General features: G+C 39.0%; 15 protein-coding genes. 8 read left to right on the top strand and 7 right to left on the bottom strand.

The genetic code is table 11. From position 1 onward, the window contains the following. The 4 genes from RUH60_RS05115 to recA all read right to left on the bottom strand — a co-directional run. On the bottom strand, positions 1-1,187 hold a 1,187-nt coding region (locus tag RUH60_RS05115), incomplete at its 3' end, for a hypothetical protein (protein ID WP_313806091.1). Beyond that, entirely contained in the window at positions 1,184-1,729 is a 546-nt protein-coding gene (locus RUH60_RS05120; protein ID WP_313806093.1) for a sigma-70 family RNA polymerase sigma factor, read from the bottom strand. The genes RUH60_RS05120 and RUH60_RS05115, both read right to left, overlap by 4 nt. Positions 1,730-1,741: 12 nt before the next feature. After that, positions 1,742-2,158, bottom strand: a complete 417-nt coding sequence (locus RUH60_RS05125; RefSeq protein WP_313806095.1) for a hypothetical protein — start codon at positions 2,156-2,158, stop codon at positions 1,742-1,744. Between the two features lie 98 nt (positions 2,159-2,256). Continuing rightward, on the bottom strand, positions 2,257-3,261 hold the full coding sequence (recA, locus tag RUH60_RS05130) for a recombinase RecA (RefSeq protein WP_313806097.1): 1,005 nt from the start codon (positions 3,259-3,261) through the stop codon (positions 2,257-2,259). A gap of 190 nt (positions 3,262-3,451) precedes the next feature. On the opposite strand from recA, the gene RUH60_RS05135 reads away from it, so the two are divergent. The 8 genes from RUH60_RS05135 (at position 3,452) to RUH60_RS05170 (ending at position 12,747) form a co-directional block, all read left to right on the top strand. Beyond that, the gene (locus RUH60_RS05135) at positions 3,452-4,819 is read left to right on the top strand and encodes a rhodanese-related sulfurtransferase (protein ID WP_313806099.1); all 1,368 of its coding nucleotides are present in this window, start codon (positions 3,452-3,454) and stop codon (positions 4,817-4,819) included. A gap of 194 nt (positions 4,820-5,013) precedes the next feature. Further along, the gene (locus tag RUH60_RS05140; RefSeq protein ID WP_313806101.1) at positions 5,014-6,357 is read left to right on the top strand and encodes a regulatory iron-sulfur-containing complex subunit RicT; all 1,344 of its coding nucleotides are present in this window, start codon (positions 5,014-5,016) and stop codon (positions 6,355-6,357) included. After that, positions 6,332-6,832, top strand: a complete 501-nt coding sequence (locus RUH60_RS05145) for a gliding motility lipoprotein GldH (protein ID WP_313806103.1) — start codon at positions 6,332-6,334, stop codon at positions 6,830-6,832. Before RUH60_RS05140 ends, RUH60_RS05145 begins: the two co-directional genes overlap by 26 nt. Before the next feature lie 2 nt (positions 6,833-6,834). Continuing rightward, on the top strand, positions 6,835-9,132 hold the full coding sequence (locus tag RUH60_RS05150) for a PBP1A family penicillin-binding protein (RefSeq protein ID WP_313806105.1): 2,298 nt from the start codon (positions 6,835-6,837) through the stop codon (positions 9,130-9,132). A gap of 29 nt (positions 9,133-9,161) precedes the next feature. Then, positions 9,162-9,863: a CoA transferase subunit A gene (locus tag RUH60_RS05155; RefSeq protein WP_313806107.1), complete on the top strand. Its 702-nt coding sequence runs from the start codon at positions 9,162-9,164 to the stop codon at positions 9,861-9,863. Positions 9,864-9,865: 2 nt separating this feature from the next. Further along, the gene (locus tag RUH60_RS05160; protein ID WP_313806109.1) at positions 9,866-10,525 is read left to right on the top strand and encodes a CoA transferase subunit B; all 660 of its coding nucleotides are present in this window, start codon (positions 9,866-9,868) and stop codon (positions 10,523-10,525) included. Between the two features lie 15 nt (positions 10,526-10,540). Beyond that, on the top strand, positions 10,541-11,560 hold the full coding sequence (locus RUH60_RS05165; RefSeq protein WP_313806111.1) for a polysaccharide pyruvyl transferase family protein: 1,020 nt from the start codon (positions 10,541-10,543) through the stop codon (positions 11,558-11,560). 20 nt (positions 11,561-11,580) lie between these two features. Beyond that, entirely contained in the window at positions 11,581-12,747 is a 1,167-nt protein-coding gene (locus RUH60_RS05170; RefSeq protein WP_313806113.1) for a class I SAM-dependent rRNA methyltransferase, read from the top strand. A 51-nt stretch (positions 12,748-12,798) separates the two neighbouring features. On the opposite strand, the gene RUH60_RS05175 is transcribed toward RUH60_RS05170, so the two are convergent. From RUH60_RS05175 to RUH60_RS05185, 3 genes are all read right to left on the bottom strand, one after another. Next, entirely contained in the window at positions 12,799-14,400 is a 1,602-nt protein-coding gene (locus tag RUH60_RS05175; RefSeq protein ID WP_313806115.1) for a fumarate hydratase, read from the bottom strand. A 129-nt stretch (positions 14,401-14,529) separates the two neighbouring features. Further along, positions 14,530-15,669: a DUF6438 domain-containing protein gene (locus RUH60_RS05180; RefSeq protein ID WP_313806117.1), complete on the bottom strand. Its 1,140-nt coding sequence runs from the start codon at positions 15,667-15,669 to the stop codon at positions 14,530-14,532. 21 nt (positions 15,670-15,690) lie between these two features. Next, the gene (locus RUH60_RS05185; RefSeq protein ID WP_313806119.1) at positions 15,691-17,130 is read right to left on the bottom strand and encodes a nucleoside recognition domain-containing protein; all 1,440 of its coding nucleotides are present in this window, start codon (positions 17,128-17,130) and stop codon (positions 15,691-15,693) included. Positions 17,131-17,189: the final 59 nt, after the last annotated feature.

Genomic DNA, 17,189 nt, shown 5'->3' on the forward strand with positions numbered 1-17,189 from the left:
CCCATGCCGTAGCTGAAAGTGGTTTTGTAATTTCTGCTGTTGTTGTCAAATTGACTGTCTAAAGTCGAATTGCTTCCACTGGCACCCATGAAAACAGGAGTTGCTTTGGAACTGACAACCCATTTGCTGTTTGTTGTTGCTTTACTGTCTTCTTTCTTGTTTTTTTCTTCTTTTTCTTTCAAAAGCTTGTCCAACGGGTTTTCTTTCCCGTTAGCTAACTGCGAAGAATCTACAGTTGTAATACCAAGGGTTTTAGGTAAAGTCGATTTCTTAAGTAATTTTTCGTCTTTTACAATTACTGCCGATTGATTGTTTGCGAAAACTGGATTGCTTTTGTTCGGATTTTTTGCCTGAATGCCTCGGTCGGATAAATTGCTGTAACGCTCTTTGCCCACTTCAAAGGCAACTTTTGATTTGTTGTTTTGATATAATAAATCGGCACTGTTTTCTTTCACAAGTTCCGAAGTGTTTTTAGCGTCAGAATTTGTATTTGCAATGCCATTGTTGTTCGCGGCAGCAATTTTTTCTTCAGCAGTTGCATTGTTAAGGATAGACGGATTTCCAGTATTGGTAATCGTTGTTTTTTCACTTACAGAAGTTACGCTGTTAGTAGTGTTAATCGTATTGTTTTCTTTTAAGTTGGCAGAAGATTGTACTGCTTTTTTTCTTTCAACAGAAGCTGTTGCTTGTTGTGAAGAAGGGTTGTTTAAATTTGTTCCTTTCCAACTGTTTTTAATATTGTTTTCAGAAGAAGTTGTCTTTTCTGAAGCTGTAATTTCGTTTAGTTGTTTTTTAGAAACGATAGTATTGTTTGATTCTTCGCTGTTAACTAAAGAATTGTTGTTTTGAGAATTAAGTTGATTTTCTAAAACAGAAGAGTTCGTTGTAGAATTTATAGTTTCAGTTTTGCTTTTAGTTTCTGAAGCCACTCCGTCTGTTGTATCGATTGATTTGTTTTTAGGATTGAATAAATAACTGTTTCCTACCGAAAAACCAATAAGGAAAACAGCGGCAACGCCGCAAACTTTTAACCATAACGGCAAAAGAACCGGTTCTTTTTTTCCTTCTTCTTCTTCTTCTTTATTCATCTGACGTTGAATGTTCGCCCAAATTTTATCGGACGGAGCAGCTTCAAAGTCTTTGAATTTTTCCTGAAAGAGTCTGTCTATGTCTTGTCTTTCGCTCATTTCGCTGTTGGAAGTTTATGATTTGCTTGTTGTGTTTCTATTTTATCTTTTAAAATCATTCGGGCTCGTGCCAAATTCGATTTTGAAGTTCCGATGGTAATGTTCAACATTTCTGAAATTTCTTTATGCGAGTAATCGTCTATAACATAAAGGTTGAAAACAAGCCGATACCGGTCGGGCAATTGTTGAATGATATTAATCAGATAATCCATTGAAACGGATTCCTCATCCACTTCAACCATCGGGACATCAGGAATATTCTCGTGTACTATCTCAAAAACACCTTCGGTCCTATACTTTTGCAACACATTGTTAATGACTACCCTTTTCGCCCAGCCTTCAAAAGACCCTTTAAACTGAAACTGATGGATTTTATCAAAAATCAATAAGAATCCGTCTTGTAAATTATCTTCTGCTTCAACCTGATTTCGGGAATACTTCAAACAAACTCCAAATAATTTAGGTGCAAGCAATCTGTATAGCTGCTCCTGAGCAACTACATTTTTGTCTTGACAGCCATGTATTATTTGTTCAATTCCCAAATCGGTTAATGGTTATGGTTGTACAATAATATCATAGGTGAGAAAAATATCTTCACCATTATCGTCTTTCCCTTGCCAGAATTTGAAGGTGTATTCTCCTGCAGTTTCCGGTTTGAAATTAAGGGTTTGTACTGCTATATTATCTACTGTTAAAGGTTCACAACCGTTATTAGTGTAGATTATTGATTCTATAGCAACAGTCCTGATGTTACCGGTCTTATCATAGTAAAAACTATTGAAAGCATGACAACTTGTCGGTCTGATAAATTTTATTTCAATTGGATTTTCCTTGTTCGCTTTGAATGATTCAGGCATTACAACTTGATTTACCGGTAACAACTCATAGCTCACATCTTCTTTACCATCGTCTAAAGAACAAGAAGATAAGGTAAAAACAAGACCAATTAATATATAAAATAAATTCTTCATGTGGTACTTATAACGTCTTCATTTCTTAAAAGATACAAAAAATTAAAAAGGTTGCGTTGTAGATAAAAAAAACCCGAAAAAATATTCGGGTTTGTAAATTAAGCATTTTGCTGTTTGATATGTTCTTTGATGTTTTGTTCCAATTCGTCCATCAATTCCGGATTGTCTTTAATCAACGCTTTCACGGCATCACGACCTTGTCCTAATTTGGTATCACCGTAGCTGAACCAAGAACCGCTTTTTTTGATGATTTCAAATTCCACTGCCAAATCTAAAACTTCACCGGTTTTTGAAATTCCTTCGCCGTACATAATGTCAAATTCTGCCGTACGGAAAGGTGGCGCCACTTTATTTTTAACGATTTTCACTTTCGTACGGTTACCCAATACGCTTTCACCGTCTTTAATTTGAGTCGATTTACGAATATCGATACGAACGGAAGCATAAAACTTCAACGCATTACCTCCGGTAGTCGTTTCCGGATTTCCGAACATTACCCCGATTTTCTCACGCAATTGGTTGATGAAGAAAACAGTACAGTTCGTTTTATTAATAGTAGCGGTTAATTTTCGAAGTGCTTGTGACATCAAACGCGCGTGTAATCCCATTTTGGAATCACCCATTTCGCCTTCAATTTCGCTTTTCGGTGTTAAAGCAGCAACCGAGTCAATTACTACCAAATCAATCGCTCCCGAACGGATTAGGTTCTCGGCAATTTCCAACGCCTGTTCTCCGTTGTCCGGTTGTGAAATGATTAAGTTGTCGATATCAACTCCTAATTTTTGCGCATAAAAACGGTCGAAAGCATGTTCTGCATCGATAAAGGCAGCTAAGCCTCCCGCTTTTTGAGCTTCAGCAATGGCGTGTAAGGTTAAGGTGGTTTTACCCGAAGATTCCGGTCCGTAAATTTCTATGATTCTTCCGCGTGGATAGCCGTTAACGCCAAGCGCTAAATCTACTCCTAAGGAACCCGACGGAATAGCGTCTACTTCTTCTACTGCAGCATCACCCAACTTCATTACGGTACCTTTTCCGTAGGTTTTATCCAACTTGTCTAAGGTTAATTGTAAGGCTTTTAATTTTGCTTCTTTCTCTGAACTCATGGTTTATATTTTTTGCTAAAAATACTGCTTTTTTTTGAGTTTGAACAAAGTTGTTAGTAACTCGACAAAATATTTTTAACCAACTGATAGTCAATAGATTTTGAAATTATTTTAAAAGATGTACCTTTGCCCCGAATTCTTCCAATTAGAGTTCGAAACTTATTGTAAATTCTCACTTAACGTTTATAGCATGCAACTGTATAACACCTTAAGCGCAGAAGAAAGAAAAGAGCTAATCGACCAAGCCGGTCAGCAGCGTTTGACTTTGTCTTTCTACCAGTACGCGCATATTGAAGACCCTCAACAATTTCGTAACGATTTATTTGTAGCCTGGAATAAGCTGGATGCGCTTGGCCGTACCTACGTGGCTAAAGAAGGGATTAATGCGCAAATGTCTGTCCCTGCTGAAAATTTCGAAGCTTTCCGCGATACATTAGAAGCTTACGATTTCATGAAAGGAATCCGATTGAATGTAGCGGTAGAACACGACGACCATTCTTTTTTAAAGCTAACGGTAAAAGTTCGTAATAAAATTGTAGCTGATGGTTTGAACGATGCCACTTTCGACGTTACCAACAAAGGTGTTCACTTGGATGCTAAAGGTTTCAACGCCATTTTAGACGATCCAAATACGATAGTGGTAGATTTCAGAAACCATTACGAAAGTGAAGTTGGGCATTTCCGAGGCGCGATTACACCGGATGTGGAAACTTTCCGCGAATCCTTACCGATTATCAACGAACAACTGAAAGATTTCAAAGAAGATAAAAACCTGGTGATGTATTGTACCGGAGGTATCCGTTGCGAAAAAGCTTCGGCGTATTTCAAACACCAAGGCTTCAAAAACGTGTACCAGTTAGAAGGCGGCATCATCAACTATGCTAAACAAATCAAGGAAGAAGGTTTGGAAAGCAAGTTCATCGGAAAGAATTTCGTATTCGATCACCGTTTGGGGGAAAGAATTACCAACGATATCATTGCGCAGTGCCATCAATGTGGAAAACCATGTGATAATCATACGAATTGCGCGAACGATGCTTGTCATTTGTTATTCATTCAGTGTGACGAATGTGCTGAGAAAATGGAGCATTGTTGTTCCGACGACTGTCAGGAAACTATACACTTGTCATTGGTAGAGCAAATTCAGAAACGCAAAGGTATTCAGGTTGGGAATAAAATCTTCCGCAAAGGAAAATCGGAATCGCTTAAATTTAAAAAATCGGGCGTTTTAGAAGGGATTTCTTTAGCCATTGCCACCGATGAGGAAGCGCCGAAAAACATCCGTCAGCGCATCAAAACCAAAAAAACGATTTTAGGAACTGCGGAACATTATTTCACAAAAGCCGGTGTGGCGCAGTTTTCACTAACCCACAACGAAATTAAAATCGGAGACAAAATTTTAATCGCCGGACCAACCACCGGAAATCAGGAGTTGATTGTAGAAGCCATGCGTGTTAACGGACAGGAAAATGCTGTTGCCACAAAAGGGGATAAAATTACGTTTGCCGTACCTTTCCGAGTTCGTTTATCGGATAAATTATATAAGATTTTAGACTAATCGTCGTTCTAAAATACTAATACTAAACCTGCTGCGTTTTGATAATGGAGCAGGTTTTTTTGTTTGCAAAATTTAAGACGATTACAACTTTTCAGATTGTAGCATTGCAATTAAAAAATGCTATCTTTACACACAAAACTTAATTACGAACAAAGTAGTTCGCTCTGGCGGACGACCACTATATATTCAAATTTATGGCATGTACCAACTGTTCAACGGGTTCCAAGGACGGAACACCGCGCGGATGTAAAAATAACGGGACTTGCGGCACCGATAGCTGCAATAAATTAACGGTTTTCGATTGGCTTTCCAACATGAATTTGCCGGGAGGACAAGAGCCTTTCGACTGTGTGGAAGTGCGTTTCAAAAACGGAAGAAAAGAATTTTACCGCAACACCGAAAAATTAACGTTGTCCATTGGTGACATTGTTGCTACGGAAGCTTCTCCGGGACACGACGTCGGAATTGTTACTTTAACAGGGGAATTGGTAAAAGTTCAGATGAAGAAAAAAGCGGTCAATCCGGAAGGCGAAGTGCCGAAAGTATACCGCAAAGCTTCCCAAAAAGACATCGACATCTGGAGCGAAGCCCGCGACAAGGAAGAACCGATGAAAGTGCGTGCACGTGAAATTGCGATTGCATTAAAACTGGAAATGAAAATTTCCGACATCGAATTTCAAGGCGATGCATCGAAAGCGACGTTTTATTATACAGCGAATGACCGTGTCGATTTCCGTCAGTTGATTAAGGATTTTGCGAAAGAATTCAGCATCCGTATTGAAATGAAACAGGTTGGTTTCCGTCAGGAAGCAGCGCGTTTAGGCGGAATTGGATCTTGCGGACGCGAATTGTGTTGTTCGACCTGGTTAACCGATTTCAGAAGTGTGAATACTTCGGCAGCGCGTTATCAGCAATTATCCTTAAATCCACAGAAATTAGCCGGACAATGCGGTAAACTGAAATGTTGTTTGAACTACGAATTGGATACCTATTTGGATGCTTTAAAAGGTTTTCCGGAAATGGACACCAAATTGTACACTGAAAAAGGGGATGCGGTTTGTCAAAAATTAGACATTTTCAAAGGCTTAATGTGGTTTGCGTATACTGATAATTTTGCGCATTGGCATACGTTGAAAGTTGATCAGGTGAAAGAAATTGTAGCCTTGAACAAAGAGAAGAAAAAGGTTGCTTCGCTGGAAGATTTTGCTGTGGAAGATACACCATCAGCAGAAAAGAATTTTCAAAATGTGGTAGGACAGGACAGTTTAACCCGTTTCGATCAGCCGAAGAAAAAGAAACGTCCGAACAACAATAAAAAACGTACCGGCGCCACAGTGGAAAAATCGGATAAACCGGAAAGACCGCAAAACGATAAAACCGCAAGGGCAGAAAGACCGGAACGTAGAGAGCGACCGGAAAAGACAGAACCAAAAGATACAACAGGAGCAGCTTCATCTGACGCTCCAAAACGAAACAAAAAGAGATACAAACCGAACCGTAACCGACCTTCGAATGACAACAACACGCCTAAAGAATAGCGGATTTTTATTTGCTTTAGCAGTTTCGATATCGTTGTTTTCTTGTGATAAGAAACGAGTTTTTGACGAGTATCGCGAAATCGATGGTTCTTGGCATCAAAAGCAAAAAATTGCCTTTACGTTTGAACAACAGGACACCGTTACGAAGTACAATATGTTTGTCAACGTTCGGAACAATAACGATTATCCGTTTAACAATTTGTTTCTGATTGTATCGATGCTGCAGCCCGATGGGGTTACCAAAGTGGATACCTTAGAATACCAAATGGCAAATCCGGATGGAAGTTTAATGGGTGACGGTTTTTCCGATGTAAAGGAAAGCAAGTTATGGTACAAAGAAAAAGCGAAATTTTCCAAACCCGGAAAGTATGTCGTAAGCATCGAACAAGCAGTTCGTGAAACCGGAAAAGTTGCCGGAATGGAACAACTGCCGGGTATTTCAGAAATAGGTTTTAGAATAGAAAACACAAAATAACAATGGCTCAAATCAACAACAAAAAAGACGACTTTTCACCTTACGTTAAGAAGTTTTGGAAACTGTTTTTTTACTGCTTTGGCGGGGTAATTTTATTTTTCCTTTTTGCTTCATGGGGTTTATTCGGTTCCATGCCGTCGTTTGATGAATTGGAGAATCCGAATTCCAATGTGGCAACGGAAATTATTTCTTCAGATGGCGTTACCATCGGTAAATTCTATCTTCAAAACCGAACTCCTGTAAAATACGCAGAGTTACCAGATCATTTGGTAAAAGCCTTAATCGCAACGGAAGACGAGCGTTTTTATGAGCATTCCGGAATCGACACCAAAGGAACATTACGTGCCGCTTTAAGTTTGGGAAGTAGCGGAGGAGCGAGTACGCTTACCCAGCAGCTGGCGAAAAATCTTTTCCATGGCGAAGGTTCTAAATTTATTTTGTTCCGTATTGTTCAGAAAGCCAAAGAATGGATTATCGCTACCAAATTGGAGCGTCAGTATACCAAACAGGAAATCATTGCGCACTATTTCAACACCGTTGATTTTGTTAGTAACGCGTATGGGATTCGTTCGGCTTCCCGAGTGTATTTTAACAAAGAGCCTAAAGATTTGAGCATTGAAGAAGGCGCTGTTTTAGTAGGAATGCTTAAAGCACCTTCGACTTATAATCCTAAGCGAAATCCTGAAAATTCAAAACGCAGAAGAAATGTCGTTTTAGGACAAATGGTGAAGAATGGATTTTTGGAAGAAAGCAAAAAAAACCAATTAGAAGATAAACCGATAAAATTAGATTTTGTTGCAGAAAGCCACATCGAAGGAACTGCAACCTATTTTCGTGAATATCTGCGTGATTTCTTGAAAAAATGGGTGAAGGAAAATCCTAAAAAAGATGGCGATGGCGAATATGATATTTACCGTGATGGTTTAAAAATTTACACGACGATTGATTCCCGTATGCAACAATATGCGGAAGAAGCCGTAGCCGATCATTTGGCGAATTTACAGCAGGAATTCAACAAGCGTTCCAAAGACAATCCGAATGCACCCTTCTTAGGAATCACACCGGAAGAAACCAAACTGATTATTACCCGCGCGATGAAAAATTCGGAGCGTTGGCGCATTATGAAGGAGAAAGGTTTCGACGAAGATAAAATTGTCAAATCGTTCCAAGTGCCTTCAAAAATGACCATCTTTACCTGGAAAGGGGAAAAAGATACGTTGATGACACCACATGATTCCATCATCTATTACAAACACTTTTTGCAAACCGGTATGATGGCGATGGAGCCGCAAACTGGTCATGTAAGAGCTTGGGTTGGAGGGATTAATTACAAACACTTCCAGTACGATCACGTTGGGCAGGGAGCGCGTCAGGTAGGTTCTACTTTTAAACCGTTTTTATATGCAACAGCGATTGAGCAGTTAAAAATGTCACCTTGTGATTCGATTTACGATTCCCCTTTCACGATGCCAAAAGGGCGTTATGGAATTGACGCTGATTGGTCTCCTAAAAACTCCACCGGCAATTACCGTGGAATGGTTAATCTGAAATCCGCTTTAGCGAACTCTATCAATACGGTTTCGGCAAAATTGATTGACAAAGTAGGACCAGATGCCGTAGTGGATATGACTAAAAAGTTAGGTGTAACTTCGGATATTCCCGTTCAGCCGTCCATTGCTTTAGGAGCTGTAGATATTACGGTTGAGCAAATGGTGGCAGCATTCAGTACGTTTGCCAATCAAGGGATTTATATGAAACCGCAGGTTATTGAAAAAATCGTCGATAAAAACGGAGTTGTTGTTTACCAGCCAACACCGGAATCTAGAGATGTGATGAGTAAAGACGTAGCGTATACCATGATTAAGTTAATGGAAGGCGTTACCGAATACGGAACGGGTTCCCGTTTACGTTGGGGAAGCGCACCGGAATCAGCACGAGTAACAGGCGTGCCCTATAATTTAAGAAATCCGATAGCCGGTAAAACAGGAACATCCCAAAACAATTCTGATGGTTGGTTTATTGGTATGGTGCCGAATTTAGCGGCCGGGGTATGGGTCGGTAATGAAGACCGAGCCGCGCATTTCAAACAAACCAATATGGGACAGGGAGCAACGATGGCCTTACCGATTTGGGGTATTTTTATGAAGAAATGTTATGAAGACAAATCCTTGAATGTTTCTCAGAAACCTTTTGAAAAACCAGAGAATTTCAACGTAAAAGTAGATTGCTGGACACCGAGAAAGGCAGTTGTAGATTCCACAAAAGTGGATGAACCAACTACAGAAGAATTTGATTTTTAAACGATAACAAACACAAACTAAATTAATAAATGATTACCCGAAAAGTAAATAACGTACAAGAAGCGTTAGACGGAATTCAGGACGGAATGACCATCATGTTGGGTGGTTTCGGACTGAGCGGAATTCCCGAAAACAGTATAGCCGAATTAGTTCGCAAAGGGACGACCAATCTAACCTGTATTTCCAACAATGCCGGAGTAGACGACTTCGGACTAGGGCTATTGCTTCAAAAACGTCAGATTAAAAAAATGATTTCTTCCTACGTTGGAGAAAACGCCGAATTCGAACGTCAGATGTTGAGCGGTGAATTGGAAGTGGAATTAACACCACAAGGAACGTTAGCCGAAAAATGCCGCGCTGCACAAGCCGGAATTCCAGCATTTTTTACACCTGCTGGATACGGAACCGAAGTAGCCGAAGGTAAAGAAGTACGTGAATTCAATGGTAAAATGCACATCATGGAATTGGCGTACCAAGCGGATTTTGCCATCGTAAAAGCATGGAAAGGCGACGAAGCCGGAAACCTTATTTTCAAAGGAACTGCGCGTAATTTCAATGCACCAATGGCAGGGGCTGGAAAAATAACGATTGCTGAGGTAGAAGAATTGGTGCCAGCCGGGACTTTAGATCCGAACCAAATTCACATTCCGGGAATTATGGTCAACCGTATTTTCCAAGGTGAGAAATTTGAGAAACGAATTGAACAACGAACCGTAAGACAAAGAAGTTAATCATGGCCTTAGATAAAAATCAGATTGCAAAACGTATTGCCAAAGAAGTAAAAGATGGCTACTACGTGAATTTAGGAATTGGGATTCCAACTTTGGTGGCTAACTTTGTCCGTGAAGATATTTCTGTGGAATTTCAATCCGAGAACGGTGTTTTAGGCATGGGGCCTTTCCCGTTTGAAGGAGAGGAAGATGCTGACATCATCAACGCTGGAAAACAAACCATTACCACTTTACCAGGTGCAAGTTTCTTTGATTCAGCATTCAGTTTTGGAATGATTCGCGCTCAAAAAGTAGATTTAACGATTTTAGGAGCGATGGAAGTTTCCGAAAACGGTGACATTGCCAACTGGAAAATTCCAGGAAAAATGGTAAAAGGAATGGGCGGTGCGATGGATTTGGTAGCTTCTGCGGAAAATATCATCGTAGCTATGATGCACGTGAACAAAGCCGGAGAATCCAAAATCCTTAAACAATGTACACTACCGTTAACCGGAGTAGGCTGTGTCAAAAAAGTAGTAACCGAATTGGCTGTTTTAGAAGTAACACCAAAAGGCTTTAAACTTTTAGAAAGAGCACCAGGTGTTTCGGTTGAAGATGTTATTCAAGCTACAGAAGCCGAATTAATCATCGAAGGCGATATTCCAGAAATGGCAATTAATTAAACAAAAAGTAAAAATATGAGAGAAGGTTTAATGACAATTGAGTTTACAGACGGACGTTTGAATATTGGAGATTATGTTCAAAGTATCGCTGCAAAACAGTTTTTAAAGGATAAAAACAATTTTGTTTACGTTGACAGAGAGCATTTGGACAGTTACGATGGGGAAGAACTTAAGTTGATTTTCAACGGTTGGTTTTTGATGCGTCCGGAAAACTTTCCGCCTTCTCCAAAAATTAAGCCTATTATCGTTTCACATCATTTGAATGTTACGGTTCAGAACAAATTCGACAATAATCCAAAAGTACTTGCTTTCTACAAAGCAAATGAACCTGTAGGATGTCGTGATTTTTTCACTCTTGATTTTATGAAAAAACATGGAATCGAGGCTTATTATACGGGTTGTTTGACTTTGACATTGGGTAACACATACAGCTCAGATGAAAACTCAGACAAAGTGTATTTTGTAGATCCGCGTTATAAGAAGCACAAAGGATTTGCCGCAAAAACAGAAACAATTCTTATCGCGCTTTCTAAATACAACACTATCAATACGATTCGTAAGCGCTTTAAGAAAGAGAACAATTGGAAAAGTTGGTATAAAACGGTTCAGTTTTATAAATCATATTCTCAAATTTTTACAGATGAGGTATTGATGAATGCTGAATATGTAAAACATTTTATTCCGGCAAAACAGTTTAAAAACGAAGACGAAATATTTGCTTTTGGAGAGGATTTATTACGCAAATATGCTAAAGCTAATTATGTGGTAACGTCTAGAATTCACTGTGCTTTGCCAAGTGTATCTATGGGAACTCCAACACTTTATATTGATATTCCGGATGACAATGATGTAAGCGATTGCAGATTGAACGGAATTAAGGAGTATTTCCATGTGGTTGAAAATCATAAAGGAAAATTAAGTACTGGTTTATTAGCACAGAATGAAAAATTTCAATGGAAAGTAAATTTTGAAAACAAGAAAGATTTTATTCCAATTAAAGAAAACTTAGAGCGAATTGTTCGAGAAAGAATGTAATTTCTGAACAGATATTAAATATGAGTTATCCGAAAGTAATTTTAAAACCGGGAAAAGAAAAATCAGTACAACGTCGTCACCCTTGGGTTTTTAGCGGAGCCGTTTACGGTGTAAGCCAGGAGTTGAACGATGGGGAAATGGTTGATGTGGTGGATGCCAATAACAAACATTTAGCAACCGGATATTTCAGTGATCGCGGCAGTATTGTGGTGCGTATTCTGACTTTCGGAAAAGAAGAGTTTAATGCGAATTTCTGGGCTGATAAACTACAATCCGCTTGGGCATTGCGTTTGAAATTGTTAAAACTGGAAGAAACCAATGCTTTCCGTTTAATTCACGGAGAAGGCGACGGAATTCCAGGCTTAATCATCGATTATTACGATAAAAACTGGGTCTTGCAAGCGCATTCTTCCGGAATTTATTTTCAGATGGAACAAATTGCCGAAGCCATTAAAAATACTTTCAAAGACAATTGCGAAACAATTTATTGCAAAAGTTCAGGAACGTTACCGAATACCGGAAAAGATTATTTTTTACATGGCGACAAACCTGAAACCGTAGCCAAAGAGAACAATATTTTATTCGCTGTAAACTGGGTGGAAGGCCAAAAAACAGGCTTCTTTTTAGACCAACGCGACAACCGAAAATTATTGGCACAATACGCACATGGCAAAAGAGTTTTGAATACGTTTTGCTATACAGGAGGTTTTTCGATTTATGCGATGAGCGCCGGAGCGGAATTGGTAACTTCAGTGGATATTTCTGAAAAAGCAGTAGCCTTAGCCGAACGCAACATGGAATTGAACTTCGACGATTGCAACCACGAAGCTGTAGCGTCTGATGTGTTTGATTTCCTGAAAGAGCACAACCAACAATACGATTTGATTGTTTTAGATCCGCCGGCTTTTGCTAAAAGTATCAAAAGCAAACATACCGCAACGCAAGCCTACAAACGTTTGAACATCGCTGGGTTGAAAGCTTTAGCTCCAAAAGGGATCTTGTTTACGTTTTCGTGCTCGCAAGTAATCGACGATGTGTTGTTTTACAATACGATTGCAGCAGCAGCCATTGAGACCGGAAGAAATATTCGCGTGTTACACAAATTATCGCAAGGACCTGATCATCCGACAAACATTTACCATCCGGAAGGACATTATCTTAAAGGATTAGTGCTATATGTAGAATAAAAAAAGACCGTCAATTTAGACGGTCTTTTCTTTTATAGTAACTAGTTCGGATTACAAATTCTCGAAAAAATCATTCCCTTTATCATCGGTAATAATAAACGCCGGGAAATCTTTGATGGTGATTTTTCGAACGGCTTCCATACCTAATTCCTCAAAATCAACGACTTCTACGGAAAGGATATTTTCTTTGGCTAAGATGGCAGCTGGTCCACCAATCGAACCTAAGTAGAAACCGCCGTATTTGTTACAAGCATTGGTTACTGCTTTGCTTCGGTTTCCTTTGGCCAACATAATCATGCTTCCGCCAGCCGCTTGGAACTCATCCACATACACGTCCATACGTCCGGCTGTGGTGGGTCCGAAACTTCCCGATGGCATGCCTTCCGGAGTTTTTGCTGGCCCTGCGTAATACACAGGATGATTTTTAAAGTACTCCGGCATCGGTTTTCCGGCATCCAATAATTCTTTAATTTTTGCGTGGGCGATGTCACGGGCTACAATCAAGGTTCCGTTTAATTTCAAGCGCGTTTTGATTGGGTATTTGGTCAATTCGGCTAAAACTTCTGCCATTGGACGGTTCAAATCGATGGTAATCGGTTCTTCCAGATGCGGAGCCGTTTCCGGTAAGAATTGCTTCGGATTGGTTTCCAATTGTTCCACAAAAATACCATCTTTTGTAATTTTTCCTTTGATGTTTCTATCGGCCGAACACGAAACGCCCATCCCAACCGGACAAGAAGCAGCGTGACGCGGCAAACGAATCACACGAACATCATGCGTTAAATATTTTCCGCCAAATTGCGCTCCGATGTGGCTTTCCTGGCAAATTTGCTGTACGCGTTTTTCCCATTCCAAATCACGGAAGGCCTGACCAGCCATGTTTCCGGAAGTAGGTAAATGGTCGTAATAACCTGCAGAGGCTTTCTTAACAGCAGCCAAATTTGCTTCCGCAGAAGTACCGCCAATTACGATGGCTAAGTGATACGGAGGACACGCCGAAGTTCCCAAATCCATGATGCGCTCGCGAACGAATTCGTCCAAGGATTTTTCGTTCAACAACGATTTGGTTTTCTGATATAAGAACGTTTTATTCGCAGAACCTCCACCTTTTGCTAAGAACAAGAATTCATATGAATTTCCTTTTTTAGCATAAATATCGATTTGCGCCGGTAAGTTTGAGCCCGAGTTTTTCTCCTCGAACATCGAAATCGGAACAATCTGCGAATAACGTAAATTTCTTTTTTGGTAGGTATTGAAAATTCCTTTGGATAAGGCTTCACCATCATCGGCACCGGTGTACACGCTTTCGCCTTTTTTGGCCATAACAATGGCAGTTCCCGTATCTTGGCACGAAGGCAATTGTCCGTCTACAGCAACTACAGCATTCTGTAATAAATTATAGGCTACGAAACGGTCGTTGTCAGTCGCTTCTGGATCGTCAATGATGTTTCTTAACTTTTGTAGATGGGAAGAACGCAACATAAAGGAAACGTCATTCATCGCTTCTTCGGCTAATAATTCCAAGGCTTTCGGATCAACGGTAAGTATTTCACGGTCACCTAATTGTTCAACTTTTACGTAATCGGAAGTGATTTTTCGGTATTGCGTATCGTCATTTAAAATCGGATACGGGTCTTGGTATAGAAAGTCCATGGTTTAGTAATTTTTTGGAGCGTAAATTTAATGAAACTAATTGAAGACTGAAAACGTGATTGTCTGATTCGCTTCGATATAGAATGAATCTAATTTAGATTGCAAAAGGATTTACAATTTAAGTAATGATTACTCTATACGCTTCTGGGTAATAATTGGATTTTGTTCAATGAAATTATAACCTAAATCGACAGTCGTGGTTGTGTTGTCTAAATAGTTTATTTTATAGTGTCGACCATCTGTAAAGATGTTTTTAATTTTTCCTTCTTTATATACAAACTGTGGTTCAATAAAAGTAAGACGGTATTTTTCTGTAAATGATGTCTGAGTTTTTTTAGCTCGGTTTAAACAAATTTGCAAATAGGAAAACTCTGAATCATTTAATCTGTAATTAATCTTGTTGTTTTTAAATCCGCCCATTTTCAGTTCAGCATCAAAAAGATTGTCTTCAAGATTGTTGACTTCAGCCTTTTGGTATAAATAACTTAATTCTTCCATAGCTAATAACAGATCAATCGGGGCGCTTTCTGCATAATCTCTAATTGTCTTGATTATTTTTCCATTTTTTAGGAAAGAAATAGAAGTAGATTTTGAACAGGTTACAGGCTTAAAATAGTTGTTGTTTAGTGATTTAATATCAACTTTTGAAAAATCATGAAATATTTTAGAAACAGTAGTTCCGTTCAGTTTACAGTAAAAATTTTCATTAATGGTATTGTGCTGTTCTCCCGTAAAAATAAAATCTCCATTTTTATGAAGGTATGTTGAATTTATTGGGCATGAGCCAAAACAAGCGCCATTTTCAACCACAATCGCATCATAGTCTGAAAAATTATGGTTGAATATCTGAGGTACCTTCTTTTTTAAAAGATATTTCCGTTTTTCAGTATCTTGAATAATTAATTCAGTAGCGTTAAAATTTACTATTGTTAACGTGTCTAAATCATTATTCGTTAAATCTTGATAAACTAGCAGATTGTTTTTAAAAGTGTACTTGGTTTCATTTCCTAAGTAATAAAATGATCGAACAAAATCTGTTTTGCTGGCGCGCAAAGAAACAAAATGGTAAAAGCCTTGTTTGAATTTAATATTTCCGCCTTTTAAAATCTCAAAACTTAGATTAGACACGTAATGATTAGGATACTCTTTCAGTCTTTCTGACGGAAGTTCTTTGTCAAAATACCAATTCCCATACAAATCATTTTCTTCATTTTTAGAACATGAAAAAAGCATAAGAATAAGTAAAACACAAAAAAATGATTTAGCCATAAAACGTTTAACGAAATCAGATTAAAAAAACCAACTCGCCACAAAAATAGCCGTCAAAACACAAATCAGATCCACCAAAAGCATCATCCAAAGGGTGTAACGGGTATCTTTAATGTTTACGGAACCGAAATAAACGGCAATTACATAAAATGTCGTTTCGGCACTGCATTGGAAGATACAGCTCAAACGTCCGGCGAAGGAATCCGGGCCATAAGTACGCATCGCATCAATCATAAAACCTCGGGAACCACCTGATGAAAACGGTCGTAACAAAGCTACCGGTAACGAATCGATAATTTCTTTGCCAACACCTAAATGTGAAAAGATGAAAGCAATCCCTTGTCCGATTAATTCAAATAAACCACTGTTTCGGAATAGTGAAATCGCTACTAGCATTCCCATCACATAAGGGAAAATCATTACACCGGTTTTTAATCCGTTATTGGCACCTACGACAAAAGTGTCGAACATATTGGTGTTTTTTAGGGTAAATTTCTTTTCGTTAATGAAAGAAAAAACTAAAGTGAATCCGATAATCGCTAACAATAAAACTCCGGATAAATTGGCAGTAAAATAATTTTTCCCGATTAAATCCAAGGTGTTTACATAAAACAGTAAACCGATGATGGCTCCGATTAATCCCATCAGTCCGGCAATTAACGAAGCACTTTTAAAGTTGATGCGTTGTTTGATTCCCACCAAAATAAATGCTGCTATGGTTCCCACGAAAGACGTAATGATACAAGGCAACATCACATCGGCAGGATTGGCAGCGTTTTCAGCAGCGCGATACCCAATGATAGAAGTCGGAATCAACGTTAAACCTGCTGCGTGTAAGGTCATGAACATGATTTGCGCATCGCTAGCTTTGTCTTTATCCGGATTGATCTCTTGCAGTTTTTCCATGGCTTTTAGTCCGAATGGTGTCGCCGCAGAATCGAGTCCGAGGAAGTTCGCCGCAAAATTCAACGTCATATACGAAATCGATTCGTGGTTTTTAGGAATCGAAGGGAAAATTTTAGCAAAAGCCGGACTTAAATAGCTTGCCAGTTTTTCGGAAGCACCTGAAATAATCAATAGCTCCATGATACCACAGAAGAAGGCTAAATAGGCAATCAACGGAATAATCAAATCGAGCAAACTGCTTTTCGCCATCGGTAACAAACCATCAGCTTGTTGTTTGCCGCTGTAGATTTTTACAGTCTGTTTGTTGTAGATATACGTGGTATCGGCATCGGTGGTTACTTTGTCTACTATAAATTCTTTACTTTCCGCTGCCTGCAAACTGTCCTGAACAAATTTCGGAACATCGTTTAAATATTTCTCCCCAATTAAAAGAGGTTCACCTTGCTTACCGTTCAACACATAATCGATGGAATAGTATTGGTTGGTAAACAAACCCGCAATGATGAAGGTGATGGAACAAACGAAGATAACGAGCCAGAATCTGCTTAATACCATAGGTCATATTTTTCGTAAATGTAAGTAATTCACCGAAAAGAACACAACGATTCGCAAAA

It is taken from the genome of Flavobacterium sp., from assembly GCF_032153895.1.
Lineage (GTDB): Bacteria > Bacteroidota > Bacteroidia > Flavobacteriales > Flavobacteriaceae > Flavobacterium.